At 70.5% G+C, this 25,157-nt stretch carries 23 protein-coding genes; 18 read left to right on the forward strand and 5 right to left on the reverse strand.

From position 1 onward, the window contains the following. The first annotated feature begins 71 nt into the window (after nucleotides 1–71). The 3 genes from HGN31_RS01390 to HGN31_RS01400 all read left to right on the forward strand — a co-directional run bounded on the left by HGN31_RS01390 (nucleotide 72) and on the right by HGN31_RS01400 (nucleotide 3,183). The gene (locus HGN31_RS01390) at nucleotides 72–1,064 is read left to right on the forward strand and encodes a TRAP transporter substrate-binding protein (protein ID WP_244961093.1); all 993 of its coding nucleotides are present in this window, start codon (nucleotides 72–74) and stop codon (nucleotides 1,062–1,064) included. 100 nt (nucleotides 1,065–1,164) lie between these two features. After that, the gene (locus HGN31_RS01395) at nucleotides 1,165–1,857 is read left to right on the forward strand and encodes a TRAP transporter small permease (protein ID WP_168782106.1); all 693 of its coding nucleotides are present in this window, start codon (nucleotides 1,165–1,167) and stop codon (nucleotides 1,855–1,857) included. A 3-nt stretch (nucleotides 1,858–1,860) separates the two neighbouring features. Further along, nucleotides 1,861–3,183 carry a TRAP transporter large permease gene (locus HGN31_RS01400; RefSeq protein WP_168782107.1) on the forward strand — a complete coding sequence of 441 codons (1,323 nt, stop codon included), beginning with the start codon at nucleotides 1,861–1,863 and terminating at the stop codon, nucleotides 3,181–3,183. Nucleotides 3,184–3,555: 372 nt separating this feature from the next. Here HGN31_RS01400 and HGN31_RS01405 read toward each other — a convergent pair whose 3' ends face one another. Together HGN31_RS01405 and HGN31_RS01410 are read right to left on the reverse strand one after the other, a co-directional pair. Further along, on the reverse strand, nucleotides 3,556–5,583 hold the full coding sequence (locus HGN31_RS01405) for a potassium transporter Kup (RefSeq protein WP_211096314.1): 2,028 nt from the start codon (nucleotides 5,581–5,583) through the stop codon (nucleotides 3,556–3,558). A gap of 155 nt (nucleotides 5,584–5,738) precedes the next feature. Beyond that, nucleotides 5,739–6,350: a TetR family transcriptional regulator C-terminal domain-containing protein gene (locus tag HGN31_RS01410; protein ID WP_168782108.1), complete on the reverse strand. Its 612-nt coding sequence runs from the start codon at nucleotides 6,348–6,350 to the stop codon at nucleotides 5,739–5,741. A 190-nt stretch (nucleotides 6,351–6,540) separates the two neighbouring features. On the opposite strand from HGN31_RS01410, the gene aptA reads away from it, so the two are divergent. From aptA to HGN31_RS01460, 10 genes are all read left to right on the forward strand, one after another. Next, nucleotides 6,541–7,866, forward strand: a complete 1,326-nt coding sequence (gene aptA / locus HGN31_RS01415; protein WP_168782109.1) for an omega-aminotransferase AptA — start codon at nucleotides 6,541–6,543, stop codon at nucleotides 7,864–7,866. Next, a complete protein-coding gene (locus HGN31_RS01420) occupies nucleotides 7,863–8,144 on the forward strand; it encodes a cupin domain-containing protein (RefSeq protein WP_168782110.1) in 282 nt (93 codons plus the stop codon). The genes aptA and HGN31_RS01420 overlap by 4 nt, the downstream gene beginning before the upstream one ends. 65 nt (nucleotides 8,145–8,209) lie before the next feature. Then, the gene (locus tag HGN31_RS01425; RefSeq protein WP_168782111.1) at nucleotides 8,210–9,475 is read left to right on the forward strand and encodes a Zn-dependent hydrolase; all 1,266 of its coding nucleotides are present in this window, start codon (nucleotides 8,210–8,212) and stop codon (nucleotides 9,473–9,475) included. A gap of 66 nt (nucleotides 9,476–9,541) precedes the next feature. Further along, nucleotides 9,542–10,996: a dihydropyrimidinase gene (gene hydA, locus HGN31_RS01430; protein ID WP_168782112.1), complete on the forward strand. Its 1,455-nt coding sequence runs from the start codon at nucleotides 9,542–9,544 to the stop codon at nucleotides 10,994–10,996. Next, a complete protein-coding gene (locus tag HGN31_RS01435; RefSeq protein WP_168782113.1) occupies nucleotides 10,996–11,691 on the forward strand; it encodes an SDR family oxidoreductase in 696 nt (231 codons plus the stop codon). The genes hydA and HGN31_RS01435 overlap by 1 nt, the downstream gene beginning before the upstream one ends. Continuing rightward, nucleotides 11,688–12,467, forward strand: coding sequence for an ABC transporter ATP-binding protein (locus tag HGN31_RS01440; protein ID WP_168782114.1), 780 nt, complete (start codon nucleotides 11,688–11,690; stop codon nucleotides 12,465–12,467). The genes HGN31_RS01435 and HGN31_RS01440 overlap by 4 nt, the downstream gene beginning before the upstream one ends. Then, complete coding sequence (locus HGN31_RS01445) at nucleotides 12,460–12,933, forward strand: GNAT family N-acetyltransferase (protein WP_168782115.1); 474 nt, start codon at nucleotides 12,460–12,462, stop codon at nucleotides 12,931–12,933. The genes HGN31_RS01440 and HGN31_RS01445 overlap by 8 nt, the downstream gene beginning before the upstream one ends. Continuing rightward, nucleotides 12,930–13,793, forward strand: a complete 864-nt coding sequence (locus HGN31_RS01450) for an ABC transporter permease (RefSeq protein ID WP_036700290.1) — start codon at nucleotides 12,930–12,932, stop codon at nucleotides 13,791–13,793. The genes HGN31_RS01445 and HGN31_RS01450 overlap by 4 nt, the downstream gene beginning before the upstream one ends. Nucleotides 13,794–13,942: 149 nt before the next feature. Beyond that, the gene (locus tag HGN31_RS01455) at nucleotides 13,943–14,761 is read left to right on the forward strand and encodes an ABC transporter permease (protein ID WP_244961185.1); all 819 of its coding nucleotides are present in this window, start codon (nucleotides 13,943–13,945) and stop codon (nucleotides 14,759–14,761) included. 55 nt (nucleotides 14,762–14,816) lie between these two features. Then, a complete protein-coding gene (locus HGN31_RS01460) occupies nucleotides 14,817–15,803 on the forward strand; it encodes an ABC transporter substrate-binding protein (RefSeq protein ID WP_168782117.1) in 987 nt (328 codons plus the stop codon). Nucleotides 15,804–15,892: 89 nt separating this feature from the next. Here HGN31_RS01460 and HGN31_RS16625 read toward each other — a convergent pair whose 3' ends face one another. Genes HGN31_RS16625 through HGN31_RS01475 form a run of 3 tightly spaced genes read right to left on the reverse strand, consistent with a single transcriptional unit; the run spans nucleotide 15,893 to nucleotide 17,752 of the window. After that, entirely contained in the window at nucleotides 15,893–16,828 is a 936-nt protein-coding gene (locus HGN31_RS16625) for a GGDEF domain-containing protein (RefSeq protein ID WP_168782118.1), read from the reverse strand. Between the two features lie 20 nt (nucleotides 16,829–16,848). After that, a complete protein-coding gene (locus HGN31_RS01470) occupies nucleotides 16,849–17,415 on the reverse strand; it encodes a heme NO-binding domain-containing protein (RefSeq protein ID WP_168782119.1) in 567 nt (188 codons plus the stop codon). Nucleotides 17,416–17,473: 58 nt separating this feature from the next. Continuing rightward, entirely contained in the window at nucleotides 17,474–17,752 is a 279-nt protein-coding gene (locus HGN31_RS01475) for a DUF3572 family protein (protein WP_168782120.1), read from the reverse strand. Nucleotides 17,753–17,876: 124 nt separating this feature from the next. Between HGN31_RS01475 and HGN31_RS01480 the strand changes: the two genes are divergently transcribed. From HGN31_RS01480 to HGN31_RS01500, 5 genes are all read left to right on the forward strand, one after another. Continuing rightward, nucleotides 17,877–19,277: a diguanylate cyclase domain-containing protein gene (locus HGN31_RS01480; protein WP_168782121.1), complete on the forward strand. Its 1,401-nt coding sequence runs from the start codon at nucleotides 17,877–17,879 to the stop codon at nucleotides 19,275–19,277. Between the two features lie 499 nt (nucleotides 19,278–19,776). Continuing rightward, the gene (gene cysS, locus HGN31_RS01485) at nucleotides 19,777–21,201 is read left to right on the forward strand and encodes a cysteine--tRNA ligase (protein ID WP_168782122.1); all 1,425 of its coding nucleotides are present in this window, start codon (nucleotides 19,777–19,779) and stop codon (nucleotides 21,199–21,201) included. 7 nt (nucleotides 21,202–21,208) lie between these two features. Beyond that, on the forward strand, nucleotides 21,209–22,822 hold the full coding sequence (gene cimA, locus HGN31_RS01490; RefSeq protein ID WP_168782123.1) for a citramalate synthase: 1,614 nt from the start codon (nucleotides 21,209–21,211) through the stop codon (nucleotides 22,820–22,822). After that, complete coding sequence (locus tag HGN31_RS01495; protein ID WP_244961095.1) at nucleotides 22,819–23,568, forward strand: squalene/phytoene synthase family protein; 750 nt, start codon at nucleotides 22,819–22,821, stop codon at nucleotides 23,566–23,568. Before cimA ends, HGN31_RS01495 begins: the two co-directional genes overlap by 4 nt. A gap of 104 nt (nucleotides 23,569–23,672) precedes the next feature. Continuing rightward, on the forward strand, nucleotides 23,673–24,710 hold the full coding sequence (locus tag HGN31_RS01500) for a protein-glutamate methylesterase/protein-glutamine glutaminase (RefSeq protein ID WP_168782124.1): 1,038 nt from the start codon (nucleotides 23,673–23,675) through the stop codon (nucleotides 24,708–24,710). Nucleotides 24,711–25,157: the final 447 nt, after the last annotated feature.

Genomic DNA, 25,157 nt, shown 5'->3' on the forward strand with positions numbered 1-25,157 from the left:
CGCGCCTAAGGTGCGCCGTCAGAGACCCAGCCCGCCGGGCTGCCAGAACCTCAGGGAGAGAGTCCGACACCATGAACATGCTCATCAAGACCGGCTTTGCCGCGATCGTCGCCGCGGCGCTGGCCGTGCCCGCCGTGGCGCAGGACATCACCATCAAGTTGAGCCACGTCGTCGCCCCCGACACCCCCAAGGGCAAGGCCGCGCAGAAGTTCAAGGAGCTCGCCGAGCAGTACACCGAGGGGAAGGTCAAGGTTGAGGTCTATCCGAACAGCCAGCTCTACAAGGACAAGGAAGAGCTCGAGGCGCTGCAGCTCGGATCGGTCCAGATGCTCGCGCCGAGCCTTGCCAAGTTCGGCCCGCTCGGCATCCCGGATTTCGAGGCGTTCGACCTGCCCTACATCTTCGACGGCTACGACCAGCTGCGCAAGGTGACCGACGGCGAGGTGGGCAAGGGGATGCTCGCCAAGCTCGAGGACAAGGGGATCAAGGGCCTCGCCTACTGGGACAACGGCTTCAAGATCATGTCGGCCAACAGCCCGCTGCACACGCCGGACGATTTCCTGGGGCTGAAGATGCGCATCCAGTCCTCGAAGGTGCTCGAGGCCGAGATGAACGCGCTGGGCGCGGTGCCGCAGGTGATGGCCTTCTCGGAAGTCTATCAGGCGCTGCAGACCGGGGTCGTGGACGGGACCGAGAACCCGCCCTCGAACATGTTCACCCAGAAGATGCACGAGGTGCAGAAGCACGCCACGATCTCGAACCACGGCTATCTGGGCTATGCGCTGATCGTGAACAAGGCGTTCTGGGACGGCCTGCCCGAGGACGTGCGCGGCCAGCTGGACAAGGCGGTGGCCGAGGCGACCGCCTATGGCAACGGCATCGCCAAGGAAGAGAACGACAAGGCGCTCGAGGCGATGAAGGCCGCGGGCAAGACCGAGTTCCACGAGCTGACCGCCGAGGAGAAGGAATCCTGGCGCGCCGCGCTGCTGCCGGTCCGCGAGGAGATGGCGGGCCGCATCGGCGCCGACCTGATCAAGTCGATCGAGGCGGCCACGGCCCAGTGATCGCCGCCCGCGCGGCGGTTTGACCTGCGGGCGGGCCGGACCATCGCGGTCCGGCCCGTCTGCCACCAACCACAACAAGGCTCATCAGGGGGACGCGGGCATGAAGGTGCTCGACAGGCTCGAGGAAATCCTGATCGCCACGCTGATCGCTGCGGCCACGCTGCTGATCTTCGTGTCGGTCGCACAGCGCTACTCGCTCGATCTGGCGGCCAGCACGATGCGCTGGGCCCGGGGCCACGAGATGGACGGGCTGGCCGCGTTCGCGCGCTCGGCGTTCATGACCATCAAGTCGGTGAACCTGATCTGGGCGCAGGAGCTGACGATCATCATGTTCGTCTGGATGGCCAAGTTCGGCGCCGCCTACGGCGTGAGGACCGGCATCCATGTCGGCATCGACGTGCTCATCAACCGGCTCAAGCCGCGGGCGCGCGGCTTCTTCATCCTGTTCGGGCTGCTGGCTGGGGCGCTCTTCACCGGCATCATCGCGGCGATGGGGGCGAAGTTCGTCTATCACGTCCGGCTGGCGTCCTCGTTCTCGCCCGACCTCGGGCTGCCGCAGTGGATCGTCTATCTGGCGATCCCGCTCGGCTCGTCGCTGATGTGCTTCCGCTTCCTGCAGGTGGCGTGGTCCTTCTGGCACACGGGCGAGCTGCCGCATCACGACCACGGCCACGTGGACGGGATCACCGACGACCCGGCGAACCTCGCCGATGGGGTCGACCCGGTGGGCGAGGCGATGATCGACAGCCCCCTGACCCCCCGCGACCTCACCGAAGACCGGAAGGACCGCTGAGCCATGAGCGCACTCATCATCTTTGGCATCCTCGTCGCGCTGATGCTGACGGGCATGCCGATCTCGATCGCGCTCGGCCTCACGGTGCTGACGTTCCTCTTCACCATGACCACCGTGCCGCTCGACACCGTGGCGCTGAAGCTCTTCACCGGGATCGAGAAGTTCGAGATCATGGCGATCCCGTTCTTCATCCTCGCCGGCAACTTCCTGACCCACGGCGGCGTGGCGCGGCGGATGATCAACTTCGCCACCTCGATGGTCGGGCACTGGCACGGGGGCTTGGGGCTTGCGGGCGTGATCGCCTGTGCGCTGTTTGCGGCCGTGTCGGGCTCGTCGCCCGCGACGGTGGTGGCCATCGGCTCGGTGATCCTGCCGGCGATGGTGGCGCAGGGGTTCCCCAAGCAGTTCGGCGCGGGCGTCATCACCACTTCGGGCGCGCTCGGCATTCTGATCCCGCCGTCGATCGTGATGGTGATGTATTCGGTCGCCACCTCGGGGATGCAGGCGGTCGGGCCGGACGGCCAGCCGGTCGACAGCGCCTCGGTGGGCGAGCTCTTCATGGCGGGCGTCATCCCCGGTCTGATGCTGGCGGGGTTCCTGGCCTTCACCACCTGGAACCGGGCCCGCCGCTTCGGCTATCCGCGGCTGCCCAAGGCCAGCTTCCGCCAGCGGTGGGATGCGTTCCGCAAGGCGATGTGGGGGCTTTTCCTCATCGTCATCGTGATCGGCGGGATCTACGCCGGCATCTTCACGCCCACCGAGGCCGCGGCCATGTCGGCGGTCTATGCCTTCGTCATCGCGGTCTTCGTCTACAAGGACATGAGCCTGCGCGACGTGCCGCGCGTCCTGCTGGCCTCCGCGAACATGAGCGCCATGCTGCTCTACATCATCACCAACGCGGTGCTGTTCAGCTTCCTGATGACCTCGGAAGGCATCCCGCAGGCGCTGGGCGAGTGGATGGTGAACGCGGGGCTCTCGTGGTGGATGTTCCTGATCGTGGTCAACATCCTGCTGCTCGCGGCCGGCAACTTCATGGAGCCGTCCTCGATCGTCCTGATCATGGCGCCGATCCTGTTCCCGGTCGCGGTGCGGCTGGGGATCGACCCGGTGCATTTCGGGATCATGATCGTCGTCAACATGGAGGTCGGGATGTGCCACCCGCCGGTGGGCCTCAACCTCTACGTGGCGAGCGGGATCACCAAGATGGGGATCACCGAGCTGACCGTGGCGGTCTGGCCGTGGCTGCTCACGATGCTGCTGTTCCTGGTGCTGGTGACCTATGTGCCGGCGCTGTCGCTGTGGCTGCCCCACGCGCTGGGGATGTAGGCCGGGCGGCATGGCCTAGACGTCTGGAGGCGGCCCCCTGCGCAGGACCGCTTTCTTTTTTGCGGGCGCTTGCGGTGGGGCATTGGCTGGGGCCTGTCCCTTGCTCGGGAGCACACGTGGGGCGTTCTGTCTGATGGAGTCGTCCGCCAGACGTTCGGACGGGTCGGCAGCGGCTAGGGTCTGGCGGCCGGTTCTGAGCTGGCGCAGTGTGTGATCTCAGCCGTCTGTGGAGGCGCTGGGGTTTCGTCGCCAGTCTCTGACCCGTCACCCTAGCTGACGAGGGCTGCCAAACGCACGAATACGGGACACGGGGGCACGCGAGGCATCGGAAGCCCCGCGAATGGGCGCCCCTGCCCCGACCGCGGCGCAGCCTCAGATGTTGATCTGCTGCCCCAGTTCCACCACCCGGTTCGAGGGCAGGCGGTAGAAGTTCGTGGGTTCCGACGCCGAACGATACATCCCGGCATAGAGCCGCGACGCCCAGAGCGGCATCATGTGCGCCTTGCCCACCCGCAGAGAGCGGCGGTTCAGGAAGTAGGACGTGGACATGATGTCGAAGCGGTGCCCGTGCTCGCGGGCGATGGCGAGCGCGCGGGGGACGTTCGGCTGCTCCATATAACCGAAGCGCAGCCAGACGCGCCAGAAGCGCGGGGCGATCTGCTCGATCCGCAGGCGGTCGGCCTCGGCCACCACGGGGCGCGGCGCGGTCTCGACCTTCACGATGAAGTTGCGCTCGTGCAGCACCCGGTTGTGCTTGAGGTTGTGCATCAGCGCGGGCGGCGCCAGCGCCGGGTCGGCGGTCAGGAACACCGCCGTGCCGGGCACGATCACCGGCGGGCTGTCCGACAGCTTCTTGGCCAGGAAGTCGATCTGCACCGACTCGGCCGACAGCTTCTGCTGGATCAGCTGCGTGCCCTTCATCCACACCACCATGAAGGTGATGACCACCGCCGCGAACATCAGCGGGATGTAGCCGCCGTCCGGCACCTTGAGGATGTTGGCGTAAAAGAACACGAGCTCGATGGCGAGGATCGGCAGCATAATCCCCAGTACCACCGGCCAGCGCCAGCCCCAGGCGAAGCGGAAGACGATGATGGCGAGGATCGAGGTGATCACCATGTCGCCCGTCACCGCGATCCCGTAGGCGCTCGCCAGCGCCGAGGACGACCCGAACGCCAGCACCAGCGCGCAGACCCCGATCATCAAGAGCGTGTTGACCTTGGGCATGTAGATCTGCCCGGCCTGGGTGTCCGAGGTGTGCTGGATCTCGAGCCGCGGCAGCAGACCCAGCTGCACCGCCTGCTGGCTGACCGAGAAGGCGCCCGAGATCACCGCCTGGCTGGCGATCACCGTGGCCCCGGTCGCCAGCAGCACCAGCGGCAGGGTGAACCAGCCGGGCGCCATCAGGAAGAACGGGTTGGACGCGGTCTCGGGGTGCGCGAGCACCATCGCGCCCTGCCCGAAATAGCTGATCGTCAGCGCCGGGAACACGATGGCCAGCCACGAGACGCGCACCGGGCTGCGGCCGAAATGGCCCATGTCGGCGTAAAGCGCCTCGGCCCCCGTCACGGCGAGGAACACCGAGCCCATCACCGGCAGCGCGCCGAAGCCGTTCGTGGCGATGAAGCCCGCCGCGCGCAGCGGGTTCAGCGCCTGCAGGATGCGCGCGTCGTCGAAGAGATGCAGCGCCCCGAGCGTCGCCATCGTCCCGAACCAGACCAGCATCACCGGCCCGAAGAGGCGCGAGACCGCCTCGGTCCCCGACCGCTGAACCCAGAACAGCACGATGACGATGAAGAGCGTCACCGGCACCACCCAGTCGCCGAAGCCCGGCACGACGAGGTCCATCCCCTCGACCGCCGACATGACCGACATGGCCGGCGTGATGATCGCATCCCCGAAGAACAGCGACACGCCCACGATGCCGATGAGATAGAGCCACCAGGCCCGCCGCCCGAGCGCGCCCTGCGCCTTGGCGACCAGCGACAGCGTGCCGCCCTCGCCGTTGTTGTCGGCGCGCAGGATCAGGGTGACATATTTCAGCGTCACGATCAGCACCACGGTCCAGAACAGCATCGAGACGATGCCGATCACCGCGGTCTCGGCCATGTGATGCTCGTGGGCATGGACAAGCGATTCGCGCAGCGCATAGAGCGGGGATGTCCCGATGTCGCCGAAGACGACCCCGAGGCACGACAGCACCAGAGCCGGCGTGGCCTTGGCGTCGACGTGGCTGCCCGGATGCTCGGGCGTCCGCAGCGCGGCCCCGGCCTCGGACGCCACGCCCTCGGGCGGCGTCGCCGCCGCAGCGGCGGGGGCCTCGGGTTCGGGGGGCTGCGGGGAGGTCGGCTTACGGGACGCTGCGCGCTGCGGGGCGGCCGGGTCGCGGGGCTCGGGCATCGATTCGCCTCTGGTCTAAAGCCGGCGCGTTCTGACCCGCGTCTGGTGACAAGACAAGAGAGCCATTCGCCTGCGCGCGCAAGTCCCGGCGTCCGCGCCACACAGCCGCCCGCGCCCGGCCCGTTTCCACCCTGCCCGCCGCGCGGGCACGCCGGTCAGACCGCCAGCAACCGCCGGTAAAGCGTCTCGAGGAACGGCCCGGCCTCGGCATAGGGATCATGCGCGGGGCCGAGGACCGCACGCACCTGCGCCTCGAAATCCGCGTAATGCTGGGTCAGCGCCCAGACCGAAAAGATCAGGTGATGGGGATCGACCGGGGCGATGCGCCCGGCCTCGGCCCAGCCGCGGATCAGCGCCGCCCGGTCGGCGACGAGCTGCGCCAGCGGCCCCGCGATCACCGGCCCGAGCCGCGGCGCGCCCTGCAGCACCTCGTTGGCGAAGAGCCGGCTTTCGCGCGGGTGGCTTTGCGAGAGCGCCAGCTTCTTGCGCACATAGGTCAGGATCTCGGCCTGCGGTTCGCCCCCGGGGTCGAGGTCGCGCAGCGGCGCCAGCCAGAGGTCGAGCAGATCGTCCAGAAGGGCCGTGTAGATCGCCTCTTTCGAGGCGAAGTAATAGAGCAGGTTCGGCTTCGACAGCCCCGCCGCCGCCGCGATCCGGTCGAGCGTCACGCCGGCGAAGCCCGCGGCGGCGAACTCCTCGAGCGCGGCGTCCAGGATCACGCGGCGGTTGCGGGTCTGGATGCGGCTGAGGGGCTGGTCGTGCGGCATGGCGCAGGCTCTTCCGTTGGTCGCGTCCCGCAATCGCCCCAGAGACGGGGCCGGCGTCCGGGTCGGGGTGCGGCCGGGCTGCGGCATCGCCCCCACTTGCGGCGGCTTGACTGGGTCTTGTCCCGTGCTAGCGTGATCCTGACCAACTGGTCAATTCCCGCGTGAAACTTCCAGCCAGCAAGGGTCCGCCATGGCACTTGACCACAAGCCCGCCCCGAACGACCTCAGCGCCTTCTGGATGCCGTTCACGGCCAACCGGCAGTTCAAGTCGCAGCCGCGGATGCTCGTCGCGGCGCAGGACATGCACTACACCACCGCCGACGGGCGGCAGGTGCTGGATGGCACGGCCGGGCTCTGGTGCTGCAACGCCGGCCACGGGCGGCCGCGGATCACCAAGGCCATCAGCGAGATGGCCGGGACGCTCGACTATGCGCCGGCGTTCCAGATGGGCCACCCGGCGGCCTTCGAGCTGGCGAACCGGATCGTCGACATCGCGCCGGACGGGATCGACCACGTCTTCTACTGCAACTCGGGCTCCGAGGCGGTCGACACGGCGCTGAAGATCGCGCTCGCCTATCACCGCGCCCGCGGCGAGGGGCAGCGCACCCGGCTGATCGGGCGCGAGCGCGGCTATCACGGCGTGGGCTTCGGCGGCATCTCGGTCGGCGGCATCGTCAACAACCGCCGCTTCTTCGGCTCGCTGCTGGCCGGGGTGGACCACCTGCCCCACACCCATCTGCCCGAGAACCGCATGACCCGCGGCCAGCCCGCGCATGGCGCGCATCTCGCCGACGACCTCGAACGCATCGTGGCGCTGCACGGGGCCGAGACCATCGCCGCCGTCATCGTCGAGCCGATGGCTGGCTCGACCGGGGTGCTGATGCCGCCCAAGGGGTATCTGGAAAAACTGCGCGAGATCACCCGCAAGCACGGCATCCTGCTGATCTTCGACGAGGTCATCACCGGCTTCGGGCGGCTCGGCTCGCCCTTCGCGGCCCAGCATTTCGGCGTCGTGCCGGACATGATCACCTGCGCCAAGGGCCTGACCAACGGGGTGATCCCGATGGGCGCGGTGCTGACCTCGGCCGCCATCCACGATGCCTTCATGCAGGGCCCCGAGCACGTCATCGAGCTCTTCCACGGCTACACCTATTCGGGCAACCCGATCGCCAGCGCCGCCGGCATCGCCACGCTCGACACCTATGCCGACGACGGGCTGCTGACCCGCGCCGCCGACCTCGAGGCCTATTGGGAGAATGCCCTGCACGGGCTGGCCGACCACCCCCATGTCGTCGACATCCGCAACATGGGGCTGATCGGCGCGGTCGAGCTGGCGCCCATCGACGGCCAGCCGGGCAAGCGCGCCTTCGACGCCTTCCTCAAGGCCTACGAGGCCGGCATCCTGATCCGCGTCACCGGCGACATCATCGCGCTGTCGCCGCCGCTCATCATCTCCGAGGCGCAGATCGACGAGCTGATCGGCACCCTCGGTCAGGTCCTGAAGGCCGCGGCATGAGCGCGGCGGTCGGCACCCCGCTGATGGAGAACGAACGGGTGCGCGTGACCCGCTTCGACTTCCAGCCCGGCGACGAGACGGGCTGGCACGTCCACCCCTATGAATACGTCATCACCACGCTGACCGAGTGCCACCTGCGGCTTGAGCTGCCGGGCGGCGAGACGCGCGACAGCGTGATCCCGGCGGGGCAGGCGTACACGCGCCCCGAGGGGACCGAGCACAACGTCATCAACGCCGGAACCGCGCCGATGGCCTTCATCGAGGTCGAGCTGAAGTAGCCGGCCGGCATTTGTCCCGACCGCCCCGGCAGACGGGCGGCGGGCCGCGACAGGGAGACATGAGCATGACCAGCGACAGCGGGCCGGTTTCGGCCGCCAACACCCGGGTGAACGGCGAACGCCTGTGGGAATCTCTGATGGAGATGGCCGAGATCGGGCCCGGCGTCGCCGGCGGCAACAACCGCCAGACCCTGACCGATGCCGATGCCGAGGGGCGGCGGCTGTTCCAGTCGTGGTGCGAGGCGGCGGGCATGAGCATGGCGCTCGACCGGATGGGCAACATGTTCATGCGGCTCGAGGGCGCGGACCCCGACGCGGACCCGGTGATGATCGGCAGCCACCTCGACACCCAGCCGACCGGCGGGCGCTTCGACGGGGTGCTGGGCGTGCTCGCGGGGCTCGAGGTCGTGCGGACCATCCGCGACATGGGCGTGACCCCGCGCCGCCCCATCGTGGTGGTGAACTGGACCAACGAAGAGGGCGCGCGCTTTGCCCCTGCCATGCTCGCTTCAGGCGTGTTCGCGGGCATCCACACCGAGGATTACGCCAACAGCCGCGTGGACGCCGCGGGCAAGCGCTTCGGCGACGAACTCGACCGGATCGGCTGGCGCGGGGACGAGCCGGTCGGCGGTCGCCCGATCCATGCGATGTTCGAATATCACATCGAGCAGGGCCCGATCCTCGAGGCCGAGGGCCGCGAGATCGGCGTGGTGACGCATGGCCAGGGGCTCTGGTGGCTCGAGGTGACGCTGACGGGTAAGGACGCGCACACCGGCTCGACCCCCATGGCGATGCGGGTGAACGCGGGGCTCGGCATGGCGCGGATCATCGAGGCGGTGCACCGCATCGCCATGGACCACCAGCCCGCCGCGGTGGGCGCGGTGGGGCAGGCGAACGTCTGGCCGAACTCGCGCAACGTGATCCCGGGCAAGGCGGTGTTCACCGTCGATTTCCGCTCGCCCGACCTGGGCAAGCTGAACGCCATGCGGGCGCGGCTCGAGGAAGAGGCGGCGGTGATCGCCGGTGATCTGGGGCTCGGGATCTCGATCGAGCCGGTCGGTCACTTCGACCCCGTCACCTTCGACCCCAAGCTCGTCGAGGTAGTCCGCGGCGCGGCCGAACGGCTGGGCTATTCGCACATGGATATCGTGTCGGGCGCCGGCCACGACGCCTGCTGGATCAACCGCGTCGCCCCCACCGTCATGATCATGTGCCCCTGCGTGGACGGGCTGTCGCACAACGAGGCCGAGGAGATCACGCCCGAATGGGCCGCGGCCGGGGCGGATGTGTTGTTGAACGCGGTGCTCGAGGTGGCGGGCAGCGCGGACTGAGCCGCCGAAGCGGGGGTTTTCCACCCCCGCACCCCCGGAGGATATTTGCGTCAAGGAGAAACGGATTTGGGCAGCACGGTCATCAAGGGCGGCACCGTCGTCACCGCAGACCTCACCTATGGCGCGGATGTGCGGATCGAGGGGGGCCGCATCGCCGAGATCGGACCGAACCTCTCGGGCGACACCGTGTTGGACGCCACCGGCTGCTACGTCATGCCGGGCGGGATCGATCCGCACACGCATCTCGAGATGCCGTTCATGGGCACCTATTCGGCCGATGACTTCGACAGCGGCACCCGGGCGGCGCTGGCTGGCGGCACGACGATGGTGATCGACTTCGCCCTGCCCTCGCCCGACCAGAGCCTGATGGACGCGCTCAAGGTCTGGGACAACAAGACCGCGCGGGCGCATTGCGACTATTCCTTCCACATGGCGATCACCGGCTGGAACGAGGGCATCCACGCCGAGATGGCCGAGGTCGTGGATCGCGGGATCACCAGCTTCAAGCACTTCATGGCCTACAAGGGCGCGCTGATGGTGAACGACGACGAGCTGTTCGCGTCGTTCCGCCGGGTGGGCGAGCTGGGCGGGATCGCCATGGTCCACGCCGAGAACGGCGACGTGGTGGCCGAGATGTGCGCGCGGCTGTTGGCCGAGGGCAACACCGGCCCCGAGGCGCACGCCTATTCCCGCCCGCCCGCGGTCGAGGGCGAGGCGACGAACCGCGCGATCATGATCGCCGACATGGCGCGGGTGCCGCTCTACGTCGTCCACGTCAGCTGCGAGGACAGTCACGAGGCGATCCGCCGGGCGCGCGCCCTCGGCCGCCGGGTCTGGGGCGAGCCGCTGATCCAGCACCTGACGCTGGACGAAAGCGAATACCTCAACCCCGACTGGGACCATGCCGCCCGCCGCGTCATGTCGCCCCCGTTCCGCGACAAGCGCCATCAGGAGTCGCTCTGGTCGGGGCTGATGTCGGGCTCGCTGTCCGCGGTGGCGACCGACCACTGCGCCTTCACCACCGAGCAGAAGCGGTTCGGGGTGGGCGACTTCACCAAGATCCCGAACGGCACCGGCGGGCTCGAGGATCGGCTGCCGATGCTCTGGACGCACGGGGTGGCGACCGGGCGGCTGACGCCGAACGAGTTCGTCGCGGTGACCTCGACTAACATCGCCAAGATCATGGGGATGTATCCGAGGAAGGGCGCGGTGCTGGTGGGCGCGGACGCCGATCTGGTCGTGCTGGACCCGAAGGCGAAGAAGACCATCTCGGCCAGGTCGCAGCAATCGGCGATCGATTACAACGTGTTCGAGGGCCACGAGGTGATCGGCCTGCCACGCTTCACGCTCACCCGCGGGCGGGTCGCGCTGACCGAGGGCAAGCTCGACGGGCGCGAGGGCTGGGGCGAGTTCGTCGCCCGCGAGCCCAAGGGCGCCGTCAACCGCGCGCTGTCCGAGTGGAAGGCGCTGAGCTCGCCGCGCCCGGTCGAGCGCGCGGGCATCCCCGCGACGGGGGTGTGATGCGGGTCGCCCTCGTCACCGCAGGCGGCTCGGGCATGGGCGCGGCCTGCGTCCGCCGGCTGGCCGCGGACGGGTTCTCCGTCGGCGTGCTCTCCTCCTCGGGCAAGGGCGAGGCGCTGGCGCGCGACCTCGGCGGCCTCGGCGTCACCGGCTCGAACCGCTCGGCCGACGACATCGCCCGGCTGGTCGACGAAGCGCAGGCGCGCTGGGGTCGGGTCGACGTGCTGGTCAACTCGGCCGGGCACGGGCCGCGGGCGCCGGTGCTCGAGCTGACCGACGACCAGTGGCACGAGGGGATGGAGGTCTATTTCCTCAACGTCGTCCGCGCCACCCGCGCGGTCGTACCGCTGATGGCGGCGCAGGGCGGGGGCGCGATCATCAACATCTCCTCTGCCTGGGCGTTCGAGCCGGCGGCGACCTTTCCGACCTCGGCGGTGTTCCGGGCGGGGCTCGCGAGCTTCGCCAAGCTCTTCGCCGACCAGCACGCGGGCCAGAACATCCGCATGAACAACGTCCTGCCCGGCTGGATCGACAGCCTGCCCGCGACCGAGGAACGCCGCGAGATGGTGCCGCTCGGCCGCTACGGCACCGCCGAGGAGATCGCGGCGACCGTCGCGTTCCTCGCCTCGGAGGGGGCGGCCTACATCACCGGGCAGAACCTCCGCGTGGACGGCGGGCTGATGAGGTCGGTATGAGCACCCCCGTCATCCAGGCCCGCGACGTCAGCCTGACCTTTCCGACCGCGGACGGCCCGGTTCATGCGCTGAAGGACGTCTCGCTCGACATCGCGGCGGGCGATTTCGTTAGCTTCATCGGCCCCTCGGGTTGCGGCAAGACCACCTTCCTGCGCTGCATCGCCGGGCTCGAGACGCCCACGGGCGGCACCCTGACCGTGAACGGCATGACCCCGGACGCGGCGCGGCGCGAGCGCGCCTACGGCTATGTGTTCCAGGCGCCCGGCCTCTACCCGTGGCGCAGCATCGCCGGCAACATTTCCCTGCCGCTCGAGATCATGGGGTTTCCCCGCGCCGACCGGGCCGAGCGGGTGGCGCGGGTCCTCGACCTCGTGGACCTCAAGGGGTTCGGCGGCAAATACCCCTGGCAGCTCTCGGGCGGAATGCAGCAGCGCGCCTCGATCGCGCGCGCGCTCTCCTTCGACGCCGACATCCTGCTGATGGACGAGCCGTTCGGGGCGCTCGACGAGATCGTGCGCGACCGGCTGAACGAGGCGCTGCTGGCGCTCTGGGCCAAGACCGGCAAGACCATCGGCTTCGTCACCCATTCGATCCCCGAGGCGGTGTATCTCTCGACCCGCATCGTGGTGATGAGCCCGCGGCCGGGGCGGATCGCGGACGTGATCGAAAGCCCCCTGCCCCGCGAGCGCCCGCTCGACATCCGCGACAGCGCCGCGTTCATCGACATCGCCCACCGCGTCCGCGAGGGGCTGCGCGCGGGGCACAGCTATGACTGACGCGGTGATCCGGGCCGCACGGCCCGCCGACCTGCCGGCCTGCGCGGCGATCATCAACGCCTATATCGACGCGACCGACTGGCTGCCCCGCGCCCGCCCGGCCGAGGAGATCGCGGCGATGTTCTCGCCCGACCTGCTCGAGCGGCGGCGGGTGCTGGTCGCCGAGCAGGGCGGCACGGTGGTGGGCTATGCCTCGCTCGACCCGGCGACGGCGTTTCTCGCCTCGCTCTACCTCGCGCCCGCGGCGCAGGGGCGCGGGGTCGGGCGGCAGATGCTCGACCGGATCAAGGCCGAGGCGCCGGGCGGGTTCGTGCTCAACGTCTGGCAGCCGAACACCGCCGCGCGCCGATTCTATGAGCGCGAGGGGCTCGCCGTGGCCGGCGAGAGCGTCGATGCCGACGGGTTGCCGGTGTGGGAGATGGCGTGGCCCGGGATGTCCACGCCGGACCTGGGGGCGCCCGCATGAGGCGCCTGCTGCCAGTGCTGACGGTCCTCGCCGTGATCACGGTGGTCTGGTACGCCGCCGCCGTGCTGATGAACGCACCCTGGGTGCGCGATCAGGCCGCCCGCAGCGGCGAGACGGTCTCGACCTCGGCGCTGGTGCGCGAGACCCTCAGCCTCGAGCGCCCGGTCCTGCCCGCCCCCCACCAGGTCGCCGCCGGCCTGTGGGAGGGGGTCGCGGGACAGAAGATCACCTCGCGCCGCAGCCTTGTCTGGCACGGCTGGATCACGCTGTCGGCGACGCTCGCGGGCTTTGCCATCGGCGCGGCGGCCGGCGTGCTGCTGGCGGTGGGCATCGTCCACAACCGGGCGATGGACATGTCGATCATGCCGTGGGCGGTCGCCTCGCAGACCGTGCCGATCCTCGCCATCGCGCCAATGGTGATCGTGGTGTTCGCCAGCGCCGGGGTCACCGGGCTCCTGCCCAAGGCCTTCATCGCGGCGTGGCTGTCGTTCTTTCCCGTGCTCGTCGGTATGGTGAAGGGCCTCAGGGCGCCGGACGCGATGCAGCTTGACCTGATGCGGTCGTGGAATGCGAGTGCGGGTCAGGTGCTGCGGCATCTGCGGCTGCCGGCCTCGCTGCCCTATCTATTCGCCTCGCTCAAGGTGGCGGTGGCGGCGGCGCTGGTCGGGACCATCGTGGGCGAGCTGCCCGCGGGTGCCTCGCAGGGTCTCGGGGCGCGGCTTCTGTCGGGGAGCTACTACGGCCAGACGATCCAGATCTGGGCGGCGCTGTTTGCCGCGGCGATCCTCGCGGCCGGTCTGGTGATGCTGATCGGGCTGGTCGAGCGCCTGACGCTGACCCGCATGGGGCTGGCGCGATGAGCGCGCGCGGCAAGGCGGCCGGGGCCGGCGCGGGGCGCAGCCTGGCAGCGTGGGTGCCGCTTGGCGTGGCGCTTGCGGGCATCGCCGTGCTGTGGGCGAGCCCCGGTTTCGGTGCGGCCGGTCGTGCGGCGGGGCTGGTGCTGGTCTGGATGGGCCTGTGGGGCGCGAACACGCGCGTCGCCACGCTGCAGGTCGCGCCCGCCTGGGCGCGCCTGCGCCGGTTCGCGGTGGCGGCGATCTTCGGCCTGACGCTCCTCACTCTGTGGGAGGCGGCGGTGACGGTCTTCGCCGTCCCCTCGGTCATCCTGCCCGCCCCCTCGGTGATCGGCGCCCGCTTCGTCACGGCGCTGCCGATGATCCTGGGCGATTTGTGGCAGACGCTGATCAAGGGGGCGCTGACCGGCTGGCTGATCGGCGCCGCCGCCGCGGTCGGCACCGCCATCGCCATCGACCGCTCGCCGTTCCTGCAGCGCGGCCTCTTGCCGATCGGCAATTTCGTCGCCGCCCTGCCGATCGTCGGCATCGCCCCGATCCTCGTCATGTGGTTCGGCTTCGACTGGCAGTCCAAGGCCGCCGTGGTCGTGGTCATGGTGTTCTTCCCGATCCTCGTGAACATGGTCGCGGGGCTCGCCGCCACCGACGCGCTGCAGCGCGACCAGATGGCCACCTGGAGCGCGGGCTACTGGCAATCCCTCGTCAAGCTGCGGCTGCCGGCGGCGATGCCGTTCCTCTTCAACGGGTTGAAGATCACCACGACGCTTGCCCTGATCGGCGCCATCGTTGCCGAGTTCTTCGGCAGCCCGACCCGCGGGATGGGGTTCCGCATCTCGACGGCCGTGGGGCAGATGGACCTCGCGCTCGTGTGGGCCGAGATTCTGATGGCGGCCATCGCCGGGTCGCTGTTCTATGGACTCGTTGCGCTGATCGAGCGCCGGGTGACCTTCTGGCACCCCTCGCAGCGCCAGTGACCGCATGGACGGAAGCTTGCGGGGCAACGACCCCGCGCCAACAGGAGAGGATGCGATGACCAGACTGATGACGAGTGCCGCCGCCTTCGCACTGCTCGCCGGCGGGGCGTGGGCCGCCGATCCGCTGACGCTGCAGCTCAAATGGGTGACGCAGGCCCAGTTCGCCGGCTACTACGTGGCCAAGGACAAGGGGTTCTACGGCGACGAGAACCTCGACGTGACCATCCGTCCCGGCGGTCCCGACATCGCGCCGACGCAGGTGCTAGCCGGCGGCGGGGCCGACGTAACGGTCGAGTGGATGCCGGCCGCGCTGGCCGCGCGCGAGAAGGGGCTGCCGATCGTCAACATCGCCCAGCCGTTCAAAGCGTCGGGGATGATGCTGACCTGCCTCAAGGAAAGCGGCATCACCGACCCCAAGACCGACTTCAAGGGCAAGACGCTGGGCGTCTGGTTCTTCGGCAACGAGTTCCCGTTCCTGTCGTGGATGAACCACCTCGGGCTCAAGACCGACGGCGGCCCCGAGGGGGTGACGGTGCTGAAGCAGGGCTTCAACGTCGATCCGCTGCTGCAGAAGCAGGCGGCCTGCATCTCGACCATGACTTACAACGAGTACGGCCAGGTGCTGGATGCGGGGCTGAAGCCCGAGGATCTCGTGACGTTCAAGTACGAGGATCAGGGCGTGGCCACGCTCGAGGATGGGCTCTACACGCTCGAGGACAAGCTCAAGGACCCGGCGATGGAGGACAAGCTGGTGCGCTTCGTCCGGGCCAGCATGAAGGGCTGGAAATACGCCGAGGAGCACCCCGAGGAAGCCGCGCAGATCGTGCTCGACAACGATGAGACCGGCGCGCAGACCGAGGCCCATCAGGTCCGCATGATGCAGGAGGTCGCCAAGCTGACCGCCGGCTCGAACGGGGCGCTCGACCCCGCCGACGCCGAGCGGACGGTCGAGACGCTGCTCTCGGGCGGCTCTGACCCGGTGATCTCGAAGAAGCCCGAGGGGGCGTGGACGAGCGCGATCACCGACAAGGCGCTGAAGTAGAGCCGGCGCGGCGGGTCCGGCCGGTTCCCGCAGAGGTTCGACACTTCGAAAGGGCGCTGCGTCGGCAGCGCCCTTTGCCGTGCCGGCCGTCACCGCGACACCCGCAGGCAGCCGCGCCCGTCCCGCTTGGCGGCGTAGAGCGCCTCGTCCGCCGCGGCCTCGAGTGCGGTCCAGTCGAGGGTGGGGCAGTCGCGCGACAGCACCGCGCCGACGCTTGCGGACAAGGACTGGACGGTGCTGCCGATCGGCACCGGACGGGTGATTGCCGCGCAGATCCGCGCCCCCAGCGCCTCGAGCTGGCGCGCATCGGCGAGGCCGGGGATCAGCAGCACGAACTCGTCGCCACCGGTGCGCGCGATGGTGTCCTCGTCGCGCGTGACGACCCGCAGCCGCTGCGCCACGGCGCGCAGCATCGCATCGCCCGCGGCGTGGCCCATGCTGTCGTTCAGTTCCTTGAAGCGGTCGAGATCGAGCACCAGCACCGCGAACTGCCGCTCGGGGTCCGCCACCGCAGCGCGGCGGAGCGCCTCGAACGCCAGCTCGAGCCCGCGACGGTTCGAGAGCCCGGTGAGCGGGTCGGTGAAGGCCTCGGCCTCGGCCTTGCTGCGCGCCTCTTCCAGCCGCAGGTTGGCGCGGGTCAGCTCGTCGGTCATGACGTTGTTGGCTTCGGTGAGGAACAGCACCTCCATGACCAGCTCGGACGGGGCGAAGTCGCGGTCGGTGAGACCGAAGCGGCGGATCGCCTCGACCACGCCGATGCCGAACCCGAGGTTGAGCAGCGTCCCCCCCTGCCCGTCCGGGGCAGCCTGCCCCCTGAGCATGATGCCGTCGTCGCCGAGCAGCCGCAGGAACACCCGTCCCGTGGCCCCCGCGCCTGCCAGCCCCTCGGGTCCGGCAGGTTCGAAGGCGGCGTCGAAATCTGCGGCTTCGCCGATCAGGTGGCGCAGCGTGGTCCCCGCCGAGAGGATGCGGCGATCGGCGTCGAGATGCAGGTGCATCGGCATCAGCCTAAGGGCGGTCGTCATCACAGTCTCAGCCCCGCCGCTCATCCCAGCCCCACCATCGGATCGCTGAGCGAGAACGGCCGTCCCTCGCTGAAATCGGTGAGCGGCACCGAGACCGAGAGCCCCTCGGGCCGCACCGAGATCACCGCCAGCACCCCGTAATCGTCGGCCATGGCATGAAGGATGCCGCTCAGGACATGCGGCCACACACCGTCCCCCCCGATCGCCACGCACCAGCCGTGCGCGGCGGCCCGGACCCGGATGCGGGGCAGCTCGAACCCCCTGACCACCATCGTGATCCGGTCGCCCATCTCGGGCAGGACCGTCATGAACCCGGCGAAATCCGGCGCTGCAAAGCGAAGGAGGCGGCGAATCGTCGGGATCCGCGCGACCCAGGCGCCGATGTCCTCGGCCAGGTCACCCTCGCTGCGGGACAGTCGCCGGGCGAGTTCGGCGATCAGCGTGCGCGTCGTGGCGTCACCATAGACGCGCATAACGACGAAGCCGCGGGGATCGACCCCCGCGGCGGCCGCCGCACCCGCCCACATCCCGTCGCCATAGGTGCTGCGCGTGAATTCCTCGATCGCCCGATTGACCAGCCCGTGCATAGCTCACCCTTCCGCTCGGCCGCACCATAGCCGCGCAGGGGTTAAGGCCGGGTAAAGATCAGCCGACCGCGCCCGCCTCGAGCGCGGCGCGGGCGTAGGCGACGCGCGCCGCGGGCCAGCCGCTCGCCTCGGCAAAGCCGATGAGCCGCGAGTCGTCACAGCAGATGAAGTCGAGCAGCGCCGCCGAGAGATCCTCGGGCGTCCGCGCCGCGAGCCGCCGTAGGTCGCCCGGCGCGAGGCCCGTCTCGGCGGACAGCGCCCCGACCAGGTCGGGTGCGGCCGCGAGATGCGCGAGCAGGTCCTGGGTCAGCTGGTCGAGGGTCGCGCGCGAAATCATGACGGCAGGTCTAGCGATGGTGCGAGCCGCGGCGCAAGCACAAGCGCGTGAGCGGCGCGGACGCAAACCATTTGTTAATCTTTCTAAGGGAGTGTGGTCCTTACGAAACCCCAGAGGGCCACGGATGTCGGGTCAGATCCTCGTCGTTGACGGCACGGCGACACATCGAATCACGCTCAAGGTCAGGCTGGCCGCAGCCTGCTATGACCCGCTCACCGCGCGCACGGGGGTCGAAGCGCTGGCGATCCTGGCCCGGGCGCGCCCGACGCTGGTGCTGATCGGCGGCGAGCCGGGCGACATGGGCGCGGTCGATCTGTGCGGGCGAATCGCGGCCGGCTGGCCGGGGGTGCCGGTGCTGATGATCGTGCCCCAGGCCGACCGGATCGCGGCGCTCAAGGCGGGCGCGGCGGCGGTGCTCGACGGGCCGGTGGACGATCTGAACCTTTTCGCGCGCATCCGCGGGCTGATGCGGGACGAGGCCGATGCAGCGCCCCGTCCGCTGCTGGCGGGGCTGGCAGAGGACCAGGCGACCTTCGCCTTCGAGCCGGCGTTGCCGGCGCTGCCGCCGCCCTCCGTGCTGCTGGTGGCCGGGGACACCGCGACGGCGCTCGGCTGGCGTCGCACGCTCGCGCCGCGGCTGGCGGCGCGGCTCTCGGTGGCGGATGCCGACCGGGCGCTGGCAGACGCCGCCGTGGGGCTGGTCCCGGATCTTTACGTGATCGCCGCGGACCTGAGCCTGCCGGGAGACGGGCTGCGGCTGCTGTCGGAACTGCGCTGCCGGCGGACCTCGCGGAACGCGAGCTTCGCGGTCGTCCTGCCCTCGCACCGGCAGGAGATGATGTCGGTGGCGCTCGACCTCGGCGCCGGCGACGTGCTGGCGGCGGGTTTCGCCGCCGAGGCCGTGGCCGACGAGGCCGCGCTGCGGCTGTCGGGCCTGATCCGGCGCAAGCGCTCGGCCGACAAGAACAGGGCAGCGGCCGAGCACGAGCGGACGCTGGCGCGCATCGATCCGCTGACGGGGCTGGTGAACCGCCGCTTTGCCCTGCCCCGGCTGGCGGGAATGTGCGATGCCCCGGCGCGCGACGGGCGCGGCTGTGCGGTGGTGGCGATCGACATCGACCGCTTCAAGCAGGTGAACGACCACCACGGCCACGCGGCGGGCGACGCGGTGCTGATCGAGGTGGCCGAGCGCATCGAGCGCGTCGTCCCGCCCTCCGGCTTCGTCGCGCGGATGGGCGGCGAGGAGTTCCTGGCCGCCCTGCCGGACACCAGCCCCGCCGAAGCGGCGGCGCTTGCCGAGGCGATGCGGCAGGCCGTGTCGGCGCGTCCCGTCTCGGCCGGGGGCGCCGGGGTGACGCTCTCGATCACCATCTCGGCGGGCGTCTCGACGCTGACGCCGGACCTGTGCGGGGCCGGGCGCGACCGGGCCGCGGCGCTGCTGCTGCGCGCCGACGGGGCGCTGATGTCGGCCAAGCGGGCGGGGCGGAACCGGCTGATGGTCGCGGGGCTCGACGCGGTGGCGTGAGCGGAGGGAGGGCCAGCACACTTAACACGCTCTCCGCTTGCCCGGACCGACTGGAGGTGCTTCGGCGCTTACCACTCCTTGGCAGTAACCCGAGCCAGCCTAAGGCAGGCGCCGCGCCCACCCCCTAGCCTAGGGCCGATTGCCCCCTGCTGTTGCACAATGCTGGGTGCTGGGTGCTGGGTGCTGGGTGCTGGGTGCTGGGTGCTGGGTGCTGGGTGCTGGGTGCTGGGTGCTGGGTGCTGGGTGCTGGGTGCTGGGTGCTGGGTGCTGGGTGCTGGGAACGTGTGCGGGTGTTCAAGGTATGTCCATCACCCCGACCTCAACATGCGCCCCGAGCGCCACGCCTTCCCCACCCCCCGCGCCGCTTGCCCGAACCGCGCCCCGCTGGTAACACCGCCCCCATGGACGCGCGCGCCACTCTTTTCTGCTGCCGGATCGTCTGACATTCAGCCAGGCGGGACGTCCGGTATCGACGCGACCCCCGCCGCAGGGGGACCTCATGACCGAGATCAGGCTCACCAACAGCCGCACCCGCCGCAAGGAGGCGCTGGCGCCGATCCGCGCCGACGACGTGCGGATGTATCTCTGCGGGCCGACCGTCTATGACCGCGCGCATCTCGGCAACGCTCGGCCGGTGGTCATGTTCGATGTGCTGTTCCGCCTGCTGCGCCACGTCTATGGCGCCGAGCACGTCAGCTACGTGCGCAACTTCACCGACGTCGACGACAAGATCAACGCCGCCGCCCTCGCCCGGCGCGAGGGGGGGGCGACGGGCACGCTCGAAGAACTGATCCGCGCCCGCACGGCCGAGACAATCGACTGGTACCACGCCGACATGGACGCGCTCGGCGCGCTGCGCCCGGCGCTGCGGGGCGAGGCGACGGACCGGGCCGAGCCGCGCGCCACGGACTATATCGCGCAGATGATCGCGATGATCGGCCAGCTCGTCGCCGACGGCCACGCCTATGCCGTCGAGGGGCACGTGCTCTTCGACGTCCGGTCGTTCCCGGACTACGGGGCGCTGTCGGGCCGGTCGGTGGACGACATGATCGCGGGCGCCCGGGTCGAGGTCGCGCCCTTCAAGCGCGACCCGATGGACTTCGTGCTCTGGAAGCCTTCGGACGACGATCTGCCGGGGTGGGACAGCCCCTGGGGCCGCGGTCGCCCGGGCTGGCACATCGAGTGCTCGGCGATGTCGGCAGCGCTGCTGGGCGAAAGCTTCGACATCCACGGCGGCGGCATCGACCTGCAGTTCCCGCACCACGAGAACGAGATCGCGCAGAGCTGCTGCGCCCACCCCGAGGCCGAGTTCGCCCGCATCTGGCTGCACAACGAGATGCTGCAGGTCGAGGGGCGGAAGATGTCGAAAAGCCTCGGCAATTTCTTCACCGTCCGCGACCTGCTGGATCAGGGCGTGCCGGGCGAGGTGATCCGTTTCGTCTTCCTGATGACGCACTACCGCAAGCCGATGGACTGGACCGCCGACAAGGCGCGCGAGGCCAAGGCGACGCTGCGCAAGTGGCGCGGTCTGGCAGGGGACACTCCGCCCGGCGCCCCTGACCCGGCGGTGGTCGCCGCACTGGCGGACGACCTGAACACCGCAGGCGCACTGGCCCGGCTGCACGAGATGGCGCGCGCCCTGCCCGGCCCGACGGCGCCCGCGTTCGTCGGCTCGGCCCAGCTTCTCGGGTTGCTGACCCCCGAGCTGGGCGCGTGGGCGACGGCGGCCCCGGACCTCACGGCGCTGGCCGGCCGGCTCGCGGCGCTGCGCGCGGCCGCGAAGCAGAGCCGCGACTTCGCCCCGGTCGATGCGCTTAAGGCGGCGTTGATCTCGGCCGGAGTCGAGGTGCGGATGACGGCCTCGGGCGTCGATCTGGTCCCCGGGCCGGGGTTCGACCCGGCGCGTCTGCCCGCACCCGTCTGAGGCCGCCATGACCGACCGCCTCAGCCTCTATGACACCACGCTGCGCGACGGCCAGCAGACCCAGGGCGTCCAGTTCACCGCCACGGAGAAGGCCGAGATCGCCGCCATGCTCGACGAGCTGGGGGTCGACTACATCGAGGGCGGCTGGCCGGGGGCAAACCCGACCGACAGCGAGTTCTTCGCCAACCCGCCCCGGACCCGGGCGGTGATGACCGCCTTCGGCATGACCCGCCGCGCCGGCCGCTCGGCCGGCAACGACGACGTGCTGGCGGCGGTGCTGGATGCGCGGACGCCCGCGGTCTGTCTCGTGGGCAAGACCCATGATTACCACGTCCGCGAGGCGCTCGGCATCACGCTCGACGAGAACCTCGAGACGATCGGCAGCTCGATCGCCCATGTCGCGGCGCAGGGGCGCGAGGCGATCTTCGACGCCGAGCATTTCTTCGACGGCTACGCGGCCAATCCCGGCTACGCGCTGGCCTGCCTGCGGGCGGCGGCCGAGGCCGGGGCGCGCTGGATCGTGCTCTGCGACACCAACGGCGGCACCCTGCCCGACCGGATCGGCGCCGTCACGGCCGAGGTCATCGCCGCCGGCATCCCCGGCGACCGGCTGGGCATCCATTGCCACGACGACACCGGCAACGCTGTGGCAGGCTCGCTCGCCGCCATCGCCGCCGGTGCGCGGCAGGTGCAGGGCACGCTCAACGGTCTGGGCGAGCGCTGCGGCAACGCGAGCCTCACCACACTGATCCCGAACCTGCTCTTGAAAGAGCCGTTCCGCAGCACCCTCTCGCTCGGCGTGGGGGCCGAGGGGCTGGCGGCGCTGACCCGCATCTCGCGGCGGCTCGACGAGATCCTGAACCGCGTCCCGGACCGGGCCGCGCCCTATGTCGGCGCCTCGGCCTTTGCCCACAAGGCGGGGCTGCACGCGAGCGCCATCCTCAAGGCGCCGCAGACCTATGAGCACGTCGACCCCGCGCTCGTCGGCAACGCCCGGGTGATCCCGATGTCGAACCAGGCGGGGCAGTCGAACCTGCGCGCCCGCCTCGCCGGGGCCGGGATCGCGGTCGAGCCGGGCGATCCGGCGCTCGCCCGCATCCTCTCGGCCGTCAAGGCGCGCGAGGATCAGGGCTATGCGTACGACTCCGCCCAGGCCTCGTTCGAGCTGCTGGCGCGGGCCGAGCTGGGCCAGATGCCGGCGCTGTTCGAGGTCGAGCGCTACCGGGTCACCGTCGAGCGGCGGCTGAACGCCATCGGGCGGCGGATCTCGGTCAGCGAGGCGGTGGTCGTGGTCCGCATCGGCGACCAGCGGGTGATGTCGGTGAGCGACTCGCTGGGCGAGACGGGCGAGGACGCCGGGCCGGTCAACGCGCTCTGGCGAGCGCTGGCCAAGGATCTGGGCCCGTGGCAGCGGTCGATCGACGAGATGGCGCTGACCGACTTCCGGGTGCGGATCATCGGGGCAGGGACCGACGCGGTGACGCGGGTGACGATCGATTCCGCCGACAGCCGCGGCGCGGCGTGGTCCACCGTCGGCGTCTCGCCCAATATCGTGGACGCGAGCTTCGAGGCGCTGGTGGACGCGATCCGCTGGAAGCTGATCCGCGACGGCGCGGCGTGAGCGGCGCCGAGGCGCTGATCGCCGGGCTGCGGCAGGCCGATCCCGACCGGCTCGCCATGGCGCTGCTCGCGCCCCGTCCGGCGCGGCTGCGGCTGCTCGGGCTCTACGCGCTGAACGACGAGCTGGCGCGCACGGCGCTCGCGGCCCGTGAGCCGCTGGTGGCCGAGATGCGGGTGCGCTGGTGGGCGGACCGGCTCGCGGCGATGGCCGACGGGCCGCCGCCGGCGCACGCGCTCCTCGACGCGCTCTGGGCAGGTTGGGGCCGCGAGGCGGCGACGCTTGCCCCGCTGGCCGAGGCGCGGATGCACGACGCGGCGCGCCTGCCGCATCCGGACGCCGAGGCGGTGGTCGCCTATGCCGACGCCACCGGCGGCGCGCTGATGGAGCGTGCCGGCGCGGCCCTCGGCGCTGGCGAGCCCGCCGTGTTCCGCGACCAGGGGCGCGGCGCGGGGCTGGTGGCGTGGTTGCGCGCCCGCCCGGCGCTGGCGGCGCTGGGGCTGGCGCTGCCCGGCACGGACCCGGCGGCGCTGCCGGCGCTGGCGCAGGCCGCGCGCGAGGCCTTCGCATCCGCGCGCGGGCAGCGTCGCCGCGTGCCCCGCGGGGCCCACGCGGTGCTCTTTCCCGGCGCCGCGGTCGGGGCGGCGCTGCGGAGTGCGGCGGCCGGCACCGATCCCGCCGGCCCCAGCGAGTTCGCCCGTCGGGCGGCGCTGGCGCGCCTCGCCCTCACCGGACGCTGGTGGATTTAACTGGTTCTTCAACAGTTTCTGCGACGGTTCGAGAGACGCCGAATCGCAGGGACCGCCGATGCGCCACGATCTTCCCGTTCCTCTCACCCGCCCGGCCTGACCCGATGCGCCCGGTCAAGGTCCTGATCGTTGACGACTCGATGACGATGCGGCGGCTGATCCGGCTGGCGCTGTCGGACGATCCGCGCATCGAGGTGGTGGGCGAGGCCCGCGACACCGCCCAAGCCACCGCGCGGATTGCGGAGCTGCGCCCCGACGTGCTCACGCTCGACGTCGAGATGCCGGGGGAGAGCGGCCTCGCGTTCCTCGAGCGGCTGATGGTCGATCGCCCGATGCCGGTGGTCATGGTCTCGACGCTCACCCAATCGGGCAGCGCGGCGGCGGTGCAGGCCCTGTCGCTGGGCGCGGTCGACTGCGTGGGCAAGCCCTCGGCGCCGCAGTCGGGGGATTTCGCGGGGCTGCGGGACCTCATCGTCGCCGCCGCCGGCGCCCGCATCAGCGCCCGGCCCCGCCCGGCGCCTCCTCCGGCGTCGGCTGAGCCCCGCGACCGCGGTTTCGCCTGGAACGGGCGCGTGGTGCTGATCGGGTCCTCCACCGGCGGGGTGGATGCCCTCGAACGCATCCTGGCCGAGTTTCCGTCGAACTGCCCGCCGACCCTCATCACCCAGCACATGCCGCCGGCATTCCTCGCCAACTTCGCCCAGCGGCTCGACGCGCGGATCGCGCCGCGGGTGCGGCTCGCCGAGACTGGCCTGCCGGTGCAGCAGGGATCGATCTACATCGCGCCCGGCGGCGAGACGCATCTGCGGCTCGGACAGCCCCGCGCCCCGGTCTGCGAGTTGGTCGAGGACGACAAGCGCAACGGCCACCGGCCCTCGGTGGACTTCCTGTTCGAGAGCGGGGCGGCGCTCGGCGAGCGGGCGATCGGGGTGATGCTGACCGGCATGGGCCGCGACGGCGCCGAGGCGATGCTGGCCCTGCGCCGCGCCGGCGCGACGTGCCTCGCCCAGGACGAGGCGACTTCGGTGGTCTGGGGGATGCCGCGTGTCGCCCATGAACTGGGGGCGGTGGATCGGCTCGTGCCGTTGCCGCAGATCGCCGACGAGATTCTGACGCTCGCCGGCCGCCGCGTGCGGGCGTGAGGCGGGAGGATTGGGTTTTGCGGGGCGAGCGTTGGAACGGGGGAAGAAGAAGCTGTGAGTTTGAAGGTAGAAGGTTGCGGAGAGGATGGCCTTTCTCCCCGGCGCCAGAGGGTAAGGTTGGTCCGTTTCGCCGGGCGGTAAGTTGAGCACTTGCGTATGAGCCGGACGACGCTCGGGCCGAAGCCACTCGACGGCGACTGGCAGCTGCGAAGAGTGGTTAACGTGTCAGCGTGAGCGCTTTCGCTTGGGAGGTCTGTTCGCCCGCGAACCGCACACACAGCGCGATCCAACCCGGACAGGGTGTCAACGAAAGTGAGGCTGGAAGACGCTGCGTATCAGGTCGGAAGGGGCGAGCGTGAGCCTCCGCAGGCCAGCGGTGTAACGTGTGATCAGGCCACCGGCGGGCCGCGCCAGCGCTCACCGCATCGCACCGCAACTGCGCCGCCG

This window comes from Paracoccus sanguinis, assembly GCF_012689545.1.
Taxonomy (GTDB): domain Bacteria; phylum Pseudomonadota; class Alphaproteobacteria; order Rhodobacterales; family Rhodobacteraceae; genus Paracoccus; species Paracoccus panacisoli.